This window comes from Pseudomonas sp. EggHat1 (genome assembly GCF_014892995.1).
Classification (GTDB): domain Bacteria; phylum Pseudomonadota; class Gammaproteobacteria; order Pseudomonadales; family Pseudomonadaceae; genus Aquipseudomonas; species Aquipseudomonas chaetocerotis.
Genome location: NZ_JACKQK010000006.1, coordinates 195,192 through 212,501 on the forward strand (window position 1 = coordinate 195,192; position 17,310 = coordinate 212,501).

14 protein-coding genes are annotated in these 17,310 nt (G+C 54.8%); all 14 read right to left on the reverse strand.

What is annotated here, in order from left to right; all coding sequences use genetic code 11:
• Positions 1 to 20: 20 nt before the first annotated feature.
• Complete coding sequence (locus INS93_RS12340; protein WP_192982310.1) at positions 21 to 1,322, reverse strand: D-glucuronyl C5-epimerase family protein; 1,302 nt, start codon at positions 1,320 to 1,322, stop codon at positions 21 to 23.
• A 14-nt stretch (positions 1,323 to 1,336) separates the two neighbouring features.
• Positions 1,337 to 2,503, reverse strand: a complete 1,167-nt coding sequence (locus INS93_RS12345; protein ID WP_192982313.1) for a hypothetical protein — start codon at positions 2,501 to 2,503, stop codon at positions 1,337 to 1,339.
• Positions 2,487 to 3,812, reverse strand: a complete 1,326-nt coding sequence (locus INS93_RS12350; protein ID WP_192982315.1) for a glycosyltransferase — start codon at positions 3,810 to 3,812, stop codon at positions 2,487 to 2,489. The genes INS93_RS12345 and INS93_RS12350 overlap by 17 nt, the downstream gene beginning before the upstream one ends.
• A 9-nt stretch (positions 3,813 to 3,821) precedes the next feature.
• Positions 3,822 to 6,236 carry a methyltransferase domain-containing protein gene (locus INS93_RS12355; RefSeq protein WP_192982317.1) on the reverse strand — a complete coding sequence of 805 codons (2,415 nt, stop codon included), beginning with the start codon at positions 6,234 to 6,236 and terminating at the stop codon, positions 3,822 to 3,824.
• Positions 6,233 to 7,987, reverse strand: a complete 1,755-nt coding sequence (locus tag INS93_RS12360) for an ABC transporter ATP-binding protein (RefSeq protein ID WP_192982319.1) — start codon at positions 7,985 to 7,987, stop codon at positions 6,233 to 6,235. The genes INS93_RS12355 and INS93_RS12360 overlap by 4 nt, the downstream gene beginning before the upstream one ends.
• Positions 7,980 to 8,762: an ABC transporter permease gene (locus tag INS93_RS12365; RefSeq protein ID WP_192982321.1), complete on the reverse strand. Its 783-nt coding sequence runs from the start codon at positions 8,760 to 8,762 to the stop codon at positions 7,980 to 7,982. The genes INS93_RS12360 and INS93_RS12365 overlap by 8 nt, the downstream gene beginning before the upstream one ends.
• Before the next feature lies 1 nt (position 8,763).
• The gene (gene wecB / locus INS93_RS12370; RefSeq protein WP_192982323.1) at positions 8,764 to 9,852 is read right to left on the reverse strand and encodes a non-hydrolyzing UDP-N-acetylglucosamine 2-epimerase; all 1,089 of its coding nucleotides are present in this window, start codon (positions 9,850 to 9,852) and stop codon (positions 8,764 to 8,766) included.
• Positions 9,849 to 10,940, reverse strand: a complete 1,092-nt coding sequence (locus tag INS93_RS12375) for a DegT/DnrJ/EryC1/StrS family aminotransferase (protein ID WP_192982324.1) — start codon at positions 10,938 to 10,940, stop codon at positions 9,849 to 9,851. Before INS93_RS12375 ends, wecB begins: the two co-directional genes overlap by 4 nt.
• Positions 10,937 to 11,521: a UDP-2-acetamido-3-amino-2,3-dideoxy-D-glucuronate N-acetyltransferase gene (gene wbpD / locus INS93_RS12380; protein WP_192982326.1), complete on the reverse strand. Its 585-nt coding sequence runs from the start codon at positions 11,519 to 11,521 to the stop codon at positions 10,937 to 10,939. Before wbpD ends, INS93_RS12375 begins: the two co-directional genes overlap by 4 nt.
• 5 nt (positions 11,522 to 11,526) lie before the next feature.
• Entirely contained in the window at positions 11,527 to 12,477 is a 951-nt protein-coding gene (locus INS93_RS12385; protein WP_192982329.1) for a Gfo/Idh/MocA family protein, read from the reverse strand.
• Between the two features lie 66 nt (positions 12,478 to 12,543).
• Positions 12,544 to 13,845, reverse strand: coding sequence for a UDP-N-acetyl-D-glucosamine 6-dehydrogenase (wbpA, locus tag INS93_RS12390; protein WP_192982425.1), 1,302 nt, complete (start codon positions 13,843 to 13,845; stop codon positions 12,544 to 12,546).
• 83 nt (positions 13,846 to 13,928) lie between these two features.
• Positions 13,929 to 14,621, reverse strand: coding sequence for an MBL fold metallo-hydrolase RNA specificity domain-containing protein (locus INS93_RS12395; RefSeq protein WP_226945493.1), 693 nt, complete (start codon positions 14,619 to 14,621; stop codon positions 13,929 to 13,931).
• Positions 14,622 to 14,918: 297 nt separating this feature from the next.
• Entirely contained in the window at positions 14,919 to 15,203 is a 285-nt protein-coding gene (gene ihfB / locus INS93_RS12400; protein WP_003243558.1) for an integration host factor subunit beta, read from the reverse strand.
• A 415-nt stretch (positions 15,204 to 15,618) separates the two neighbouring features.
• A complete protein-coding gene (gene rpsA / locus INS93_RS12405; protein WP_017677358.1) occupies positions 15,619 to 17,301 on the reverse strand; it encodes a 30S ribosomal protein S1 in 1,683 nt (560 codons plus the stop codon).
• Between the last annotated feature and the right edge of the window lie 9 nt (positions 17,302 to 17,310).

Here is a 17,310-nt window from a genome sequence, read left to right on the forward strand (position 1 = left end):
CCTAGACAGAACAGTTAAAACTACGGCCGATATGACTCCAAAGATACACCCGGCACACGATAGGCATCAATCGATTTCCAGCTCGCAACATACCCCCTCCAACGCTCTGCATACTCCTTAAAAACATCATCCCCTGTATACCTATAAAGCTTCATCAACTCATTAATATGTATAAAATGATATACATTGTATTTTTTATCGCCAATTTTTTTCGTGAACGCAGTAGGATACGCAACCAGATATGCCTTGCTCCACGGAAGGGACACAGCAACCTTATTCCCGACAACTGAGAAACTGCCAACCCTATCCCACTGCCTAACCGCAAGAGATGTAACTAAGGGATTATAAGAAGACCCACCCATATCAACATTTAGAACCCCATCAGACGCAGTGGTAATATGCAACACATTTGGCTGCGGGGCAGAAACATACCCAAGAACAGCATGGAGACCCTGCGCTCCAGACAGCGGATATAAGTAATTACTCCACTGCCGCCCCACGCCCTGTACATCATCCAGCGGAAAAACCCCCTCCCCAGGGATTTCAACTTTCACATCGACAACCTTGACACCTGTAAATTTTATTTTCGCCACATTAGCCAACTGATATCGACTATTTGAAAGCGCAGGCAAATCGTACAGAGGCAACATTTTTCTCAGCGCATGCAAATTCCCATCAATCAACCCACGCGCATTTAAGTTTCCACTTCGTTCAGCATATTCAATTATAATATTTAACGCCGTAAGCCAACCATTCAACGTATACAGCGGAACCTTATGGGGATACTCCTCGATAGAAACGCCCCCTTGAACCTCTTTTAGAACTCCACCTTGATCGACAGGAATACTAAGGCTCAAGAAAACCTTATCGGCCATATCTCTAAAGTACAAATCACCATTCAGCTCATATATTTTACTAAAAGCATCAAGCCAACGAGACTGGGTTAAGGCGCTGTAGAACTTATCAGGCAGTGGTGTGAGACCGGATTCCGGGCGATAATAAAAAACCAATGCATCGCCAACATCCTCCATCCTGCTCGCCCCGGCTCTAGCAACACTGGCAGCAGCATCAAGATAACGAGAGTCAGCAGTCCTCTTATATTCTCTAAGATAATCATAAATCACATACGTACCGTAAATAGGATGAGCAACCAATCCGTTATCGGTATACTTCCCCGGATACCCATCCGCAAGCCAGCCCAACTTGTAGTACGCATATATTTCTGCGCGAGACTCAGGAAGAGGCATAGGTGCGCGCCCATCAGAAAGCGCACAGGAAATATTTGAAATGAAAACCGTAACAACAAAAACAAACCTAAGCATAAAAATATCCAACACTAAAAGCCTAATACACTGCGTTCACGCCGTGCAATGCCCAGCGCAATATGCCCTTGTACCCGAGGAAAAAAAACCCTTTCACCCACATTCAACCCGAAGACCCCTCCACCATAGTCATAATCAGGCAATACTTTTATAAATCGATCTGCATCATTGAGGCGGCCCTGATCAGACAAAACGAATATCATCATACCCACCCCCCAAGACCTCGCCCTCCGTGACGACAGCGAGGGGGCTAAGGATTCAAGATGGTTATATTCGAAAGCCACGCCATTCGATACAAAGCCAAGAAGATACTCACAGGCCCGTTCAAGGTCTAATTTTTCGCCCACCACTTGCGAATAGACAGACAACCCATAAACAACATAGGCAGCATGCACAGAATCATTTGGCCTGTTGGAAAAATCACTGTACCTCCAATGCATCCCTTTCCCATCATCATGACGCGCCCCCCAGACGCCTCGAAACGCAAGAGCAGAAAGTTCAGCATATGCTTTTTTATTTAACAACTTTCCCGCCCGCGCGTACTGACCTGCAAGCATCGCAGAAACATTATGGACATTCTTGTCATCTGAACCACTATCCGAATACCAGAAATACCCCCCAGCCGGCGTAACGGAAAAGCTGCCCATATAATAATCAAGCACCGACTCAATCAGCCAAACGTACTTGTCAGAACCGGTTCCCTCAGTAAAATCCAAGAGAGCCTTGACCCCCCATGCGACTGTAATGCCATAGACTGTATTTCGCGAGTTCACACTGCCATCCGAAAAGGCATCCCATTCAAATGGCAAGCCCCATCCGATACCCTCGTTACTATTCGTAGCCAGCCACTCCAGAGCCACTTCAGCCTTGCGATAATCTTTATTTAGAACCTGAGCCGCCGCATAGAGCGCATACCCCATAGCGTGGTCCAAGACCTGATGATCATAAGAATCCACGCCACGCCCCGGGTGGTCAGCATTGAAATGACTGAGCACCAGCCTGGAGTCATACTCAGCATTGGGCTGAACACTATCCCCCCATGCGAACGGGGCCACTCCCAACGACAGCAACAATAGCCATATTCGAGATCTGACCGTAAATAAACACCAATAGAAACGCATCAAAAAACGTCCGATTTTCACAAGCCCCGTGAACAGCGCATGCTCAAGCAAATTCTGCAAGAACAGTATTGATCGAGGAGATATAAACTCCTCCTTGCTTCTTCCAGGCTAAATCTTCTCTTTTCAGGGAAAGATTCATACGCCAACGCGCAGCGTCCGCAGCACAAAAAACCTCATCAATTGCCAGCGCCATCCTTTTCGGATTATCCATCCTTGCCGAGTATCCAAAATCATTATCTTTTACAAAGCGGTTTAGCTCTGGAGAGTCATTCGCCAGTATCGGCAGACCAGCCTGTATAAACTCAAACAGTTTATTCGGTGTACAGTAATAGGAATTCAGATCCACATGTGGATACGGAATTATCCCGACGTCGGCCGAGGCACTGTGTTGCAAAAGCTCAGCTTGCGGCACAGCTGGAAGGAAGTGGACACGTGTTCCCAACAAACCGAGCCGCGCAGCTTTTTCTTTCAGCACCTCCCCAAAAGTGCCAAACCCCATCATCACCAGATCGACATCGGCAGACCGAACGTGCGTCATGGCCTCTATCAGCACCTCAAGATTACGGTGAGGGGCAAAACCACCCTGGAACAATAGAATTCGCCGTTGCGCCGATAGACCCAGCCTTTCGCGCAACAGGTCGTAACGTGCTTCCGGGTCGAACTCTGAGGGCGGATCGATCGCGTTAAGCAGGGTCACCGGTTGCGGGATTTGGTAACGTCGAGACATTTCCTCGCCAATGGACTGGTTCACCGCAAAGACAAGATCGGCATTCTTGATCAGGCGCCGCTCAGCCTTCGAGCATATATTGCGCTGCGCTCGCGAGAAGGACTTCTGCTCCGGATACAGTTCGTGGGCGTCGTAAACCAGTGGCACTTTCCATAGACCGGCCAGTTCGCTCCCTGCCTCGAGGGCTGGCAGGTCGTGAACCTGTACCAGATCACAGGGGTATTCGATGCCATGGCTGACAAATGCCTGGCGAAAGGGCAAGGGATCGTGCAGAGAACGATTGTGATAACGAGCCAGAAGCAAAACCTTATAGAGCTGCCAGTTCAATTGGCTCGCATAGTTGAATAGGCGCTGAAATACCCTCTGTCTGCGCACGTAGCGATTCGTCATCCAATTCAAGATGTCGTTCAACTTGTGCTGGCGCTTGATGTACCCCTTGTATATGGGGTTTTCCGGAATAATGTGGTTCAACCCGATTCGTGTTAACTGGATGCCTTCCGGCATCAGCTCATGGGTGGTCTGAGCGTCGAACGAAAGGGCCAGCAAATGTACGGAATGGCCTTCTCGAATAAGGGTAACAGCTTGCGCCACGACACGGCGGTCGAGGTGCTGGTCGTGGCAGAGCATCAATACACAAGCCATAAGGCTCTCCTACTTATCTTTTACCAGTGCTTTCATCAAGCGCCTGGTAATGGCTCCTAGCCGGTTCTCGAAGTGTTGGCTTAACTTTTCTAATTGTGTTCTGCAGGCACGCAATTCATCTTCCAGTGATTGCTTTTCTGCTTCATACAGATCTTGTTGGTTTTGTTTGGTACGCAGTGCTTCTTCCGCCTCCCTCAGACGGTTTCGCAGTTGCTCTTGCAACGCATCTTGTTCTTGCTTTTGGAAAGAAAGCTCGGTTAATCGCTGCTCCGCAAGCGCTGCCTGTTCTGAGAAGGTATCGCGCTCAGCAGCCAGGTTTTGTAACTTCACGGCCTGCACATCTACCAATAGCGCCTTTTGCAGCAGAGCGTCATGTCCTGCCGTCAGGTTCTGATGCTCGACCGACAACCTGTCAGCCTCGGTTACCCTGGCATGCAGGATCTCAAGTTCAACCTCCAGGTTCTGCAAACGCACTGCCTGGCTTTCGACCAGATACGCCTTCTGCAGCAGCGCGTCGCGCTCGGCAAGCAGGTTCTGCTTGTCTACTGCCAGTTGATCCGTCTCCGCAGCACGCAAGAGAAGCACGGCGCGCTCTGCCAGGAGATTCTGGTTTTCCACTGCAAGCTGATCCATCTCCCTGGCACGTTCAAGCAAGGCATCGCGCTCCGCCACCAGATTCTGCCTTTCCACTGCAAGCTGATCCGCTTCCCTGGCACGCTCAAGCAAGGCATCACGCTCCGCCACCAGGTTCTGCCTTTCCACTGCAAGCTGATCCGCTTCCCTGGCACGCTCAAGCAAGGCATCACGCTCCGCCACCAGGTTCTGCCTTTCCACTGCAAGCTGATCCGCCTCCCTGGCACGCTCAAGCAAGGCATCACGCTCCCCCACGAGGTTCTGCTTATCGACGGCAAGCCTGTCGGCTTCCCGGGCTCGCTCCAGCAGTCCTTCGCGCTCTCCGTTGAGATTCTGGATGTGCACCTGTAACTGGTTGACTTCCTGCACCAACCTCGGAGGCGAGTCGCTGCCATGTGAGGCCAGATGAGGCAACATTCTTTCCAAACTCTCTTGTATGCCCCTCAGCACGCGTTCCGGTTCAGGCCGCAGCGATTGGTCGTCGCATTCCAGGCTCGCCGAGTCGAACCAGAGCGGCTGACTAACCTGGATGAACAACGGGCTGGCGCTGTGCTGCAGTTCCATATACGCCGCCTCCTGAGAGGCTGGGACCTGCAAGCGCTGGAAAGCAGGGCCCTGTCCCAGGCGTATGGAAGCGAAAGGCTCATCTGCGGAGCAGGACGCGAGAATGCCGTAGTAGCCCGCAAAAGGCTGACGGGGCAGCTCGTGAAGCTGACGATCTACACCCTCTGCAAGGACGCACCCCTCGTACAGGCATCCGATTGCGTCCTCCAGGACGAGATGCAACGCCTCCCGAGAGCCAGGTAGGCGGCACACCTCAAGCAACGGAGCAGGCTCGTAAAGCGGAAACTGGATACGCCAGCCCCCGTCACTTGCCGCCACGTGTTGAGCAACCTGACAAAATGATTGCAAATCGAGCGCAGCGGGCTGCCGGGTAAAATCCACACAAGTAGCCAGTTGCTCGCGCTGCTCCGCAGCCGGAGGTGGGGCGATTTCCAGCACGCACCCTTCTCGCTGGAAAACGACGAGTATCTCGCTATGGCTTCGGCAGTATCGGCGTTTTGCAAGCTCGGGATAGAGCTGTTCGGCCAGGCTTGCAGCCAGGAGAGTCGGCAACGGTTCAAGGGCAGGCGCCGCCTGACCAGCGGCTCCGCAGCTAGGGCACATTGCCAACTCCCAGCCCGCCCACTCATTCAGCGCATAACGGCGCAACCTCGTCTCCGGCGGGAGCATAGCGTTCCAAGGCTCCCCGGCAAGAACGGTGGCACGAATGCTCCAGCCCTCGGGGGCCCGCCGCCAGAGATCGTTCAGGTCATAACTACGTTGGTGCCAGTTGACGTGATAGCGGTAACCGCATGATGAACAACAAGCCGAAGCATCCAGCAACTCCTCCCGAAACGGCACAGCCACGATGACGGCCTTGGAAGCCACACGGAACAGCTCATTCCATGCAGCCACCTCCTCATCATCGGGCATATGCTCGAGAGCATCGGTGCTCATGGCCGCGTCAAACGCTCCCTCCGGGAACGGCAGAGCCTGCGCATCGCCTCGCACACCTGGGAAAGGCAGGCGTGAAAGAGCCTCTTCGCTGCTATCGAGACCCACGATAGTCAGCGCTTCCGACTCCAGCAGCTTGGATGTCAACTTGCCATCTCCACAGCCGACATCAAGCAAGGAGTGGACGTTCTTCGGCAGAAAATCGCGAATGGCCTGCAGGAGGTTGCGCTGGCCCAACTGCAGAGGTTGATCCCAGATCTGCGCAGCATTGTAGAGACGTATGTCCTGGCTCACCGGATCAGCCCCCATTGGGCAGGTTGATTGACCACACCGATCTGCACATGGATCCCCGGCGGCGGTAGAACCTTCAATGCATGGCAGCGGTCATGGAGATCGTAGGAAGCTGGCTCCACCGAAGAGGCCAGATTCAGCTCACGAAACAGAGCGATCGACACCAGATAGTCACCCGGCCCGAGCAGAAGAGGGGAAAAGTCGATACGAATACCTCCTTTTCCCTCAAGACGATCGAAACGGTGGCCACTCATGCTGGCAATGACCTGCATCGCACAGGTTCCGTCCGGACGATAAATTGCCATCACCGGCACAGGGTCCAATACAGGCTGGTTCGCCTCGAATGCGATCACCGCAAATGCCGGCTCACCGCTGATCAGGGTATGGCGCCGCGCGCCTTCTTCATCGAAGAATCCCAAGCCGGTGATGCGTGCTTCGCCACTACCGTAGCGGTCGTCACTACCGAGTTCCTGCAAGTCTGCCAGCACTGCGGCCGACTTGCTTTGAGCAAGAGCAGCATCCGTCTGCAATGGAGCACGTACGCTCTGCCATTCTTGCGCATTGTCACCGTTGATTTCGGCCAAAGTGCAGTATTGCTCCTGCGCAGAGTCATACTGCTCGAGCGAGATGGGCTTACCTGCGCCACCCCGTACCTCCAGCTGCACCCAAGCGCCATCAGGAATGCCGTTTGGCCACGCTATCTGTAGCGGCGCATGTTGATAACGCCCACCGTAGTCACCGAATGCCCAGCAAGCCTGGTCGATACGCTTCCAGTTCATAAACTGCTCATCGACTATCAGGCAGGAACCACTGGCCTGACCTCCATCCATATCGATACAACCAAGCTCTCCCTGAGCGTCTCCGTATCGAATTGCGCGAACCAGCAGCGGCTCTGAGGGTGGAATCCCATCTGCTCCGGTCAGGCGCAACAGGCTGCTTTGTGTTCCATCTGCCGTCAGAACAGACAACTGACCACGCGTCAGCGACATACTCTTGGCACGAACACGCCGCTCCTCCTCCTCTCGTACGCTGGCCAGGTAGGCTTTGCTTACCGGCAAAAGACGCCCATCCTGGCGAATCCGCCCCCCTTCCAGCCAGATACCGCGATCACACAGCATTTGAACTGAGCTGATGTCATGTGAGACGAACAGAATTGTCGCCCCCTGACTGGTCAGCGCTTTCATTCGCTGGATGCATTTCCCGAGAAAATAGGCATCGCCTGCGCCCAGAATCTCGTCAATGATCAGCACCTCAGGGGTAATGGTGGTCGCCACTGCAAAGGCTAAGCGCGCATACATGCCCGCCGAATACTCTTTCACGGGCCGCTGCAAAAACGTGTCCAGCTCTGTGAAATCAGCTATTTCCTCAACACAATCGTCCATTCGTGAAGGGCTGACGCCCTGATAAGCCAGTGCAGAGCGGATGTTCTCGATTCCCGTGAAATCCGGATGAAATCCGGTTCCCAAGGTCATCAGCGCCTGTACCTGACCATTCACGACGATCTGACCACTGTCTGCACGCATCTGACCGGAAATAAGGCGCAATAGAGTGCTCTTGCCGGCACCGTTTCGACCGATCAGCGCGACCTTCTCACCGCGAGCAATGTCGAGGTTTACATCGAAAAGTGCCTGAAATAAGTCATAGCGCTTGTGCGACACAGGCCAACCGAGCGCATCGAGCGCACGCCAACCGGGGTGCTGGAAACGTCGAAATACCTTGCTTACCCCGCGAAGGGAAATCGCTAAATCAGACATAGTCGGCAAACAGCGGCTTGAGTCGAAGAACCAGCGCTCCGCCGAGAGCGAATAAGGTGCAGGCAAACAACGTGAACAGTCCCAGCTGTTCCAGAGGTACCACCCCTTTCATCAGGCATGCGCGATAGAGCTCCATCAGCCAGGCTAAAGGATTGAAGAACAGGACGCCCTGCAAGCCCTCAGGAACCATTTCGGAGGTGTAACCGATCGGCGAGATCATCATCAGAAACAGCACCAAAATCGGGATGGCCTGCTGAAAGTCGCGGAAGAATACCGTCAGACTCGCGGTGATCCAGACCAGCCCCAGCACCATCATGATCTGGAGCAGATAGATCAGTGGCACCAGCAGGTGCGTCCAGTGCAGCGAATGGAAATGCAGAACCGCCCCCCACAGCAGGAGCATGCCCATACCCATCGTGGTGTGGCCGATGAGAACCTCACGAGCCACGACCAGTTCAATGGGGAACAGAGTGTTCATCAGCAGATCACGGTTGCCGACAATGCTCACCGTACCCGCTCCAAAGGCCTCTGCGAACGCCAAGAAAGGCACCAACCCGGAAAACACAACGAGAATGTAGTCCGAGGTACCCAAACCCGGAATTCGCACTTGCAATATCTGCACGAAGACCAGGCTATACATCCCGAGGAACAGGAGCGGATAGAGCAAAAGCCATAGCGCGCCCAATACATTGCCACTGGTTCTTTTCTTCAGCCCCTGCGCCACGGTCGAGTAAAGAACATGGCGATGCTTGATCAGACTGACCAGAACATTCATCTCAAGAAAATCTCGTGAGTTCTTCGAGAATCAAGCGGCTGGCAAAGCCTTTACCGTAGGGAGTGCCATGGTCCCCCACCGGGGCGTCGGCAAGGCTTGCATAAGACTGGAGAATCGCAGAACGGCTAGCCCCTACCAGTTGATTCCAGCCCAACTCCACCGTTTCCACCCACTCTGTCTCGTCACGCAACGTGATGCAGGGCACCTGATAGAAAAAGGCTTCCTTCTGTACTCCGCCAGAGTCGGTCAGGATCACCTTGGCCGCCTGCTCAAGCGCCACCATGTCCAGAAACGGTAGAGGCTCTACGACTGTCAGGTTCGCCAGATAGCGTTCCAGTCCATATTGCTCAAGGAGTTTTTTGGTGCGAGGGTGCAACGGCAGTACGACAGGGATATCGCGCGCGATTTCAGCCAAAGCGGAGACGATGCCCTCCAGCCGGGCGAAATCATCGGTATTCTCAGCACGATGACAGGTCGCCAAAGCGTAGCCCTTTTCCACCAAACCGAGCGTCTGCAGAATACGACTGTTGGCGCGCGCCCTTTCACGATAATAGAGCGCTACGTCGTACATGACGTCACCTACGTTGTGCACCCCCTGACTAATCCCCTCTCGTGCCAGGTTGCGCACCGCTACCTCGGTCGGACAAAGAAGCAGGCTGGACACACGATCGGAAAGAATACGATTGACTTCCTCCGGCATGCGCATGTTGAAGGAGCGTAGGCCGGCCTCTACATGTGCGACAGGAATGTGCAGCTTTGCCGCAGCCAGGGCACCTGCCAAGGTAGAGTTGGTATCGCCGTAGATCAGCACCCAGTCCGGCTTCTCGTCGAGCAGAATGTGCTCGATACCTTCAAGCATCCGCCCGGTCATAGCACCATGGCCGCCCCCTGAGACCTCCAGGTTATAGCGCGGCGCCGGGATTTCCAGCTCGTCGAAGAAAACCTGGGACATGTTCGGGTCGTAATGCTGACCGGTATGTACCATGACCTCTTCGAGGGCCCCAGGATGCTTTAGAATCTCTCGCGAAATAGCCGCAGCCTTGATGAATTGTGGGCGTGCACCCACGATGGTGACGATCTTACAAGTCATGCGTCCAGACTCTCTTGCAATGTTTGGATGATGAAACGCCGCGAGGCGTCATCGAGATAGGGATGCAGAGGCAGGCTCATGACCCGCTGGGCAAGGGCTTCGCCAACCGGCAAACGGACGGCATCATCCTTGACCGCAGGCTGGCGGTTGAGCGGGATCGGATAGTGTACAGCCGTAGGGATACTGGCAGCCTTGAGGCGCTCCTGAACCTGCTCACGATTTGCGATCTGTACCGTGTATTGAGCCCAGGCACTGAAGTTGTGCGCCTCGATGAAGGGTGCCGCAATACCAGCCTCTTGCAGCAGCCGAGAGTAGCTTTGAGATACCTGCTCGCGAAGCTCCAGCTCACGCGAGAAGATTTCTAGCTTGGGTAACAGGATGGCGGCCTGCAGGGTATCGAGTCGGCTGTTCACCCCCACACGAATATGGTGATAGCGACGATCCTGTCCATGACGTGCGATCTGGCGCATTACTTTGGCCAACTCGTCATCATTGGTGAAAATCGCTCCGCCATCGCCATAGCAACCAAGGGGTTTGCTGGGGAAGAAACTGGTGCAGGCAATAGTGGTCAGGTTGCAGGAACGCTTCCCCTTGTACGTAGCACCGAAGCTTTGTGCAGCGTCCTCGATCACGGGGATGCCATGCCGGGCAGCGATGGCGTTGATTGCATCGAAGTCAGCGCATTGGCCATACAGCGAAACGGGAATGATCGCTTTGGTACGCGGCGTGATAGCGGCCTCGAGCAATTGCGGGTCCAGGTTGTAGGTGCGCGGATCGACGTCCACGTATACCGGCTTGGCCCCCAACAACGCGACGGTTTCTGCAGTAGCGATGTAGGTGAAACCCGGGGTGATCACTTCATCGCCCGGACCGATGCCCAGCGCCATCTGCGCAATTTGCAACGCATCGGTGCCGTTAGCCACGCTGATGCAGTACTTGGCACCCACGAAGGCCGCCAGCTTCTCCTCCAACTCGGCCACTTCAGGGCCGAGAATATACTGACCATGGGCCAGCACCCGCTGGATATTGGCGTCGATCTTGTCTTTGATCAGTGCCTGCTGAGTCTTGAGGTCGATGAACTCGATCACTGGGCTTGCTCCTTGCTCAGAATATTGCCGCAGAGCACATAGCGCTCCCCGGAGTGAATGCATGGTGCACTCCCCTCCCCGGTAAGCGGCAGATCCAGCTGCTCGCCATGCTCGCTCATCCAGCCTATATGGCGGGCAGGAACACCTACCATCAGCGCATAGGCCAGAACGTCCTTGTTGACTACCGCACCTGCACCGATGAAGGCGAACTCCCCGATGGTGACGCCGCAGACGATGGTGCAGTTGGCACCCAGCGTGGCGCCTTTCTTCACCAATGTGTCACGGTATTCGCTCTTGCGTTCGATCAGCGACCGCGGGTTGTAGACGTTGGTGAATACCATGCTCGGGCCACAGAAGACGCCTTCCTCGAGTGTGACGTTGTCGTACACCGAGACGTTATTCTGGATCTTGCAGTGATCGCCGATCAGCACCTTGTTGCCGACGAATACGTTCTGCCCCAGAGATACACCTTTGCCGATTCGGGCTCCCGCGCATACATGGACGAAATGCCAGACGCGCGAGCCCTCGCCGATCTGAGCGCCTTCATCGACGATGGCGCTGGGATGCTGATAATGGCTCATAGGGTTCAACCCAGCAGGCGCGCAAGGAACGGGTGATCTTCACCGCTCTGAGCACGAGTAGCGGCCAATGTGCGGATGGTTTCTACGGTTTCCACGCAGTGGCGAGCATCCTCGATCCCATAGCCTTTGCCATCGAGAATGGCTTGATAGCTGACAGTGTGCAGGTCAGTAAAGCCCTCGGAAAACTCGATCTCGACACCATCGCAGGTGATAGAGCGGTAAGTCGGCTTCTTGCCCTTTACCGCATCAGGCAGGTCGTTCGCATCGATGGAGAGGAACCAGCGAACGCGAGCATTTTCGTACTCCAGGTAGCCGGTGGCCTTGTAGTTATCGACGTAATGCACCACGTTGCGCTGCAGCGCGCCAAAGATGAAATGCAGCATGTCGAAGAAATGCACACCGATGTTCGTGGCGACGCCAAAGGATTTGCGCGGATCGCCCTTCCAGCTTTCCATGTACCACTTGCCGCGACTGGTAATGTAGGTCAGCTCGACTTCGTGCTTGTGCGCTTTGTCGTCGGCGCTCACGCGCTTTTTCAGATCAATGATGGCTTGGTGATGCCTAAGCTGCAGAATGTTGTAGAGACGCTTGCCCGTTTCACGCTCTACCAGAGAAAGGTCATCGAGCAGTTCAGTGGTCGGCACCAGCGGCTTTTCACAGATGACGTCGCAACCGAGACGCAAGCCAGCCGTGATGTGCGGATGGTGCAGATAGTTCGGCGAGCAGATCGAGATGTAATCGAGGGTAGTCGACGGATCACGCTTTAGGCGCGAAGCATAATCATGGAACCGCTCGAACTCGGTGAAGAACTCGCTCTGCGGCGAGATGCTGTCGATGATACCGACCGAGTCATTGATGTCATAAGCACAGACCAGCTGGTTGCCGGTGTCCTTGATGGCGCGCATATGGCGCGGAGCGATGTAGCCGGCAGCGCCGAGCAGAGCGAAATTTTTCATGTTTGTTTCTCGCGATGGAGGAGCAGGCCGGCATGCACAGCGCGCACGCTGACCTGCATACCAGAATCAGGCCTTGATGATGTTCGCATGCGGAATGCGATATTTCCCGCGGGTATCGACGATCAGTCGCGCCTGAGACCGGATCAGCTCGTAATCGAAACGTTCATGGTCGGTGGCCAAAACCACGGCGTCGAAGCTGGCGATGTTCTCGGCGGTCAGAGGCTCGCTGCTCAGGTCGAAGTGATGCTCGCGCATCTCCGGGAACGAAGGCACGTGCGGGTCGCTGTAGGCAACGATGCCGCCCTTGGCCTGAATGAGTTCCATGATCTCCACCGAGGGAGATTCACGCATGTCGTCTACGTTCTTCTTGTAGGCGATACCCAACACCAGGACACGGCTACCCTTGAGTGCCTGCCCACGATCATTCAATCCATCCATCAGTTTGCCAAGCACATACTCGGGCATGGCTTGGTTGACCTCGCCTGATAGCTCGATAAAGCGGGTATGCAAGCCGTACTCACGCGCTTTCCAGGTCAGATAGAACGGATCGATCGGGATACAGTGCCCGCCCAGGCCCGGCCCGGGATAGTACGGCGTGAACCCAAAGGGTTTGGTCGCAGCTGCATCGACCACCTCGAAAATATCGATACCCATGCGATCAGCGACCACTTTCATTTCATTGACCAGGCCGATGTTCACCGCACGGTGAATATTTTCCAGCAACTTGGTCATTTCCGCAGCTTTAGTTGAGCTAACCGGCACGACTTGGTCGATTGCCTGCTCGTAAAGAGCAATACCGACTTCCAGACATGTCGGAGTATGGCCACCGATGACCTTGGGAATGGTCCGTGTTTCGAAATTGGGGTTGCCCGGATCTTCACGTTCCGGCGAATAAATCAGAAAAATACTCTCGCCGACCTTCAGGCCTGTCGACTCGACACGCGGCAGCAATTCTTCTTCAGTTGTGCCGGGATAAGTAGTACTTTCCAGCGAAACTACCTGACCAGCGCGGAGGTAAGGCGTGATCGCGTCCGTCGTATTGATCACGAAGCTCATATCAGGCTCGCGATACTTGTTGAGTGGAGTCGGCACACAAAGAATCAATGCATCACATTCACTGGCTCGGGCAAAATCGTAGGTCGCCTCAAAACCGCTCGCACGCGCGTTCGATATATGTTCACTGGCAATATGCTCAATGTAACTCTGACCAGCATTGAGCTTATCTACCTTGACAGTATCGATATCAATACCGAGCACGCGAAAACCGATGGCGTTATAACGCAGCATCAATGGCAAGCCGACATAACCGAGACCGACGATCCCTATCAATGCATCCCGACTTTTGAATTTATCGATATACGCCTGCAGCGAATCAGCCTTCACTCTTACACTCCATCACACACTTTACGAAATAACGACTTTAGAGTCTTGTCAGTAGTGCCGTAGCACTACTACAAAACCGTTGTAAATTGCTGCTTGGCGTCAAGCTCGCCATGCACGACACGAAGCTCTGACGGCCAGTGCATCATTCTGGTAACAAAGCTAACAAGCCCCTTCTGATCCGCACGGGCAGAATAACCACCTATGGTATGCACCTGAGCCCGAATGTCATAGCGCTGCCCGTCAAATTCCAAATAGCCACTACGCGGGCCAAAGTGCTGGATCTGTCGACCCGGCGCACCGCCAGCCTGGCAGCCAACGAACAGCACATCATGCCGCTCACCACCCTGCATGGTTTTGAGTTGATTGACGATACGCCCACTTGAGCACATTCCATTGCCAGCGGCGATAACGATAGCGGGCTGGGCGGTTTGCGTTAAGGCGACGATGCGCAGCTCGGTCAGCTTTAGGTCACGCCCTATGTGCTTCCGGTCGCGGCTGGAACCGAGCTTGAATGCCCCCTCGAGGACAATGGGCAACAACCTGGCCGACGACTCGCTGCAGAAAATCGAGCCGTTGAAGCCGGATTGAAGCAAGTAGGCTATACGACCCACGCGGCCGACATGAGCATGGGTTGCGACCAGCGCCTTGCCGTCCAGAGAGAAATCGGGTGCGAGGCTGCCTGCGCCTGCCCGGCCCGCAGAAGAGGTATCGGCACCTTGGAAGAGGCCGCAGTCAATCAGTAGCGCATGCTCATCGCCCATTTGCAGCTGATGACATGAGCCCGTCACGCCTGATATGGCGCCGTCATGAACAATGGAGGGGTACCGCACGAGTCAATCCCTTAACGCTGGCGAAATTTAAAGGGACTCAGCCCAGTAGTGCGGATAACTGTTCAGAAAATTGTAATTAACTGAACCAGCTGGAAATGCGGAAACACGCATAATGTGAAATCCCGCACATTTTTGCCGGTTTCCCATGATTTCGCAAGCATTACAAAAATTGACGCCAGGCGATCACCTGATCAGGAGAATTGCACCAGCGAGAAGAAAAAAACACAGTCACTCGTCCTCATTGACCCGGTCACGCAGCTCCTTACCCGGCTTGAAATGCGGCACGAACTTGCCATCCAGGCGGACAGATTGGCCGGTTTTCGGGTTGCGCCCAACGCGCGGCGCGCGGTAATGCAGCGAGAAGCTGCCAAAGCCGCGAATTTCGATGCGATCCCCCGTGGCCAGCGCCTGGGACATTTGCTCCAGCATGGTCTTGATGGCTAACTCGACATCCTTGGAGGACAGCTGACCCTGATGAGTGACAATTCTTTCGATCAACTCCGACTTGGTCATGGTTTTCCCTTCTTTTTCAAGCGGCTAGAAGACTCGACGGTTCGGTTGTAGCACGCGGGTCAGCTTTTGAACAGCCTAAAAAACAAGGTGTTAGCGCAATCTGAGGACAGAACCGCGCCACACGACACGCAAGAGGCTCACATCGGAGACATAAAACGGTTTGTCGACCCCGGGACTGGCAAGCCCCCCCCTGGACGGCCGAACCAAAGCGCATCCGCACACCCAGTGATCAACGACAGGCAAAAAGCTTCGCGAGCAGCGCTTTCCCCAACCAGCAGCGCTCCATGACGGCTCCCAGACAATGGAGGGATGCACTGCTTACCAGAGCCAAACATCGCCTGCGCGCGGCGCTACGGGATACGGAAACGAAAAAGGGCGGCCCGAGGGCCGCCCTTTTTTGATGAATTACCCGAACTTAGTTCTGGTTTTCCATCTGTGCACGGATCAGATCACCAATGGTGGTCGGGCCGGTGCTTTCAACGTCTTGCTTGTTACGCAGTTCCTTCATCGCGTCTTTCTCGTCTTCAACGTCTTTCGACTTGACGGACAGACTGATGACGCGGGACTTGCGGTCGACGCTGATGATCTTGGCTTCTACTTCGTCGCCTTCTTTCAGGACGTTGCGCGCGTCTTCAACGCGGTCACGGCTGATTTCGGAGGCTTTCAGGGTAGCTTCGATCTCGTTGCCCAGGTCGATGATGGCGCCCTTGGCGTCTACTTCTTTCACAACGCCACGGACGATGGTGCCCTTGTCGTTGATGGAGACGTAGTTGCTGAACGGATCGTCTTCCAGCTGCTTGATGCCCAGGGAGATGCGCTCACGCTCCGGGTCAACCGACAGGATGACGGTTTCCAGCTCGTCGCCCTTCTTGAAGCGACGCACGGCTTCTTCGCCGGCTTCGTTCCAGGAGATGTCGGACAGGTGAACCAGGCCGTCGATGCCGCCGTCCAGACCAATGAAGATACCGAAATCGGTGATCGACTTGATGGTGCCGGAGATCTTGTCACCCTTGTTGAACTGACCGGAGAAGTCTTCCCACGGGTTGGTCTTGCACTGCTTGATACCCAGGGAGATACGACGACGCTCTTCGTCGATGTCCAGAACCATGACTTCCACTTCGTCGCCGACGTTGACGACTTTCGACGGGTGGATGTTCTTGTTGGTCCAGTCCATTTCGGAAACGTGTACCAGGCCTTCCACGCCCTCTTCCAGCTCGGCGAAGCAGCCGTAGTCGGTGAGGTTGGTGACGCGGGCAACAACACGGGTGTTTTCCGGGTAACGAGCCTTGATGGCAACCCATGGGTCTTCGCCCAGTTGCTTCAGCCCCAGGGATACGCGGTTACGCTCGCGATCGTACTTCAGAACCTTGACGTCGATCTCGTCGCCAACGTTGACGATCTCGGACGGGTGCTTGATACGCTTCCAAGCCATGTCGGTGATGTGCAGCAGGCCGTCTACGCCGCCCAGGTCAACGAACGCACCGTAGTCGGTGAGGTTCTTGACGATACCTTTGACTTGCTGACCTTCCTGCAGGGATTCCAGCAGAGCTTCGCGCTCGGCGCTGTTCTCGGCTTCCAGGACACTGCGACGGGAAACGACAACGTTGTTGCGCTTCTGGTCCAGTTTGATGACCTTGAATTCCAGCTCTTTGCCTTCCAGGTGAGTAGTATCACGCACCGGACGGACGTCAACCAGGGAACCCGGCAGGAACGCGCGGATGCCGTTGACGTCAACAGTGAAGCCGCCTTTGACCTTACCGTTGATAACGCCCTTGACCACTTCTTCAGCGTTGAACGCAGCTTCCAGAACCAGCCAGGACTCAGCGCGCTTGGCTTTCTCGCGGGACAGCTTGGTTTCACCGAAGCCATCTTCAACCGCGTCCAGCGCGACATGGACTTCGTCACCGACCTTGATGGTCAGCTCGCCTTGTTCGTTGAAGAACTGGTCGAGCGGGATGACGCCCTCGGACTTCAGACCGGCGTGGACAGTAACCCAGTCACCGTCGATGTCGACCACGATACCGGTGATGATGGCGCCCGGTTGCATGTCGAGGGTTTTCAGGCTTTCTTCAAATAGTTCTGCAAAGCTTTCGCTCATGTTGATTCC

Bases quoted from the DNA above. Each gene is read 5' to 3' on its own strand.
- wecB (WP_192982323.1), bottom strand. From the start codon at position 9,852: ATGACTTGTAAGATCGTCACCATCGTGGGTGCACGCCCACAATTCATC.
- ihfB (WP_003243558.1), bottom strand. From the start codon at position 15,203: ATGACCAAGTCGGAGTTGATCGAAAGAATTGTCACTCATCAGGGTCAG.
- INS93_RS12340 (WP_192982310.1), bottom strand. From the start codon at position 1,322: ATGCTTAGGTTTGTTTTTGTTGTTACGGTTTTCATTTCAAATATTTCC.
- INS93_RS12385 (WP_192982329.1), bottom strand. From the start codon at position 12,477: ATGAAAAATTTCGCTCTGCTCGGCGCTGCCGGCTACATCGCTCCGCGC.
- wbpD (WP_192982326.1), bottom strand. From the start codon at position 11,521: ATGAGCCATTATCAGCATCCCAGCGCCATCGTCGATGAAGGCGCTCAG.
- INS93_RS12395 (WP_226945493.1), bottom strand. From the start codon at position 14,621: ATGGGCGATGAGCATGCGCTACTGATTGACTGCGGCCTCTTCCAAGGT.
- INS93_RS12350 (WP_192982315.1), bottom strand. From the start codon at position 3,812: ATGGCTTGTGTATTGATGCTCTGCCACGACCAGCACCTCGACCGCCGT.
- INS93_RS12365 (WP_192982321.1), bottom strand. From the start codon at position 8,762: ATGAATGTTCTGGTCAGTCTGATCAAGCATCGCCATGTTCTTTACTCG.
- rpsA (WP_017677358.1), bottom strand. From the start codon at position 17,301: ATGAGCGAAAGCTTTGCAGAACTATTTGAAGAAAGCCTGAAAACCCTC.
- INS93_RS12360 (WP_192982319.1), bottom strand. From the start codon at position 7,987: ATGTCTGATTTAGCGATTTCCCTTCGCGGGGTAAGCAAGGTATTTCGA.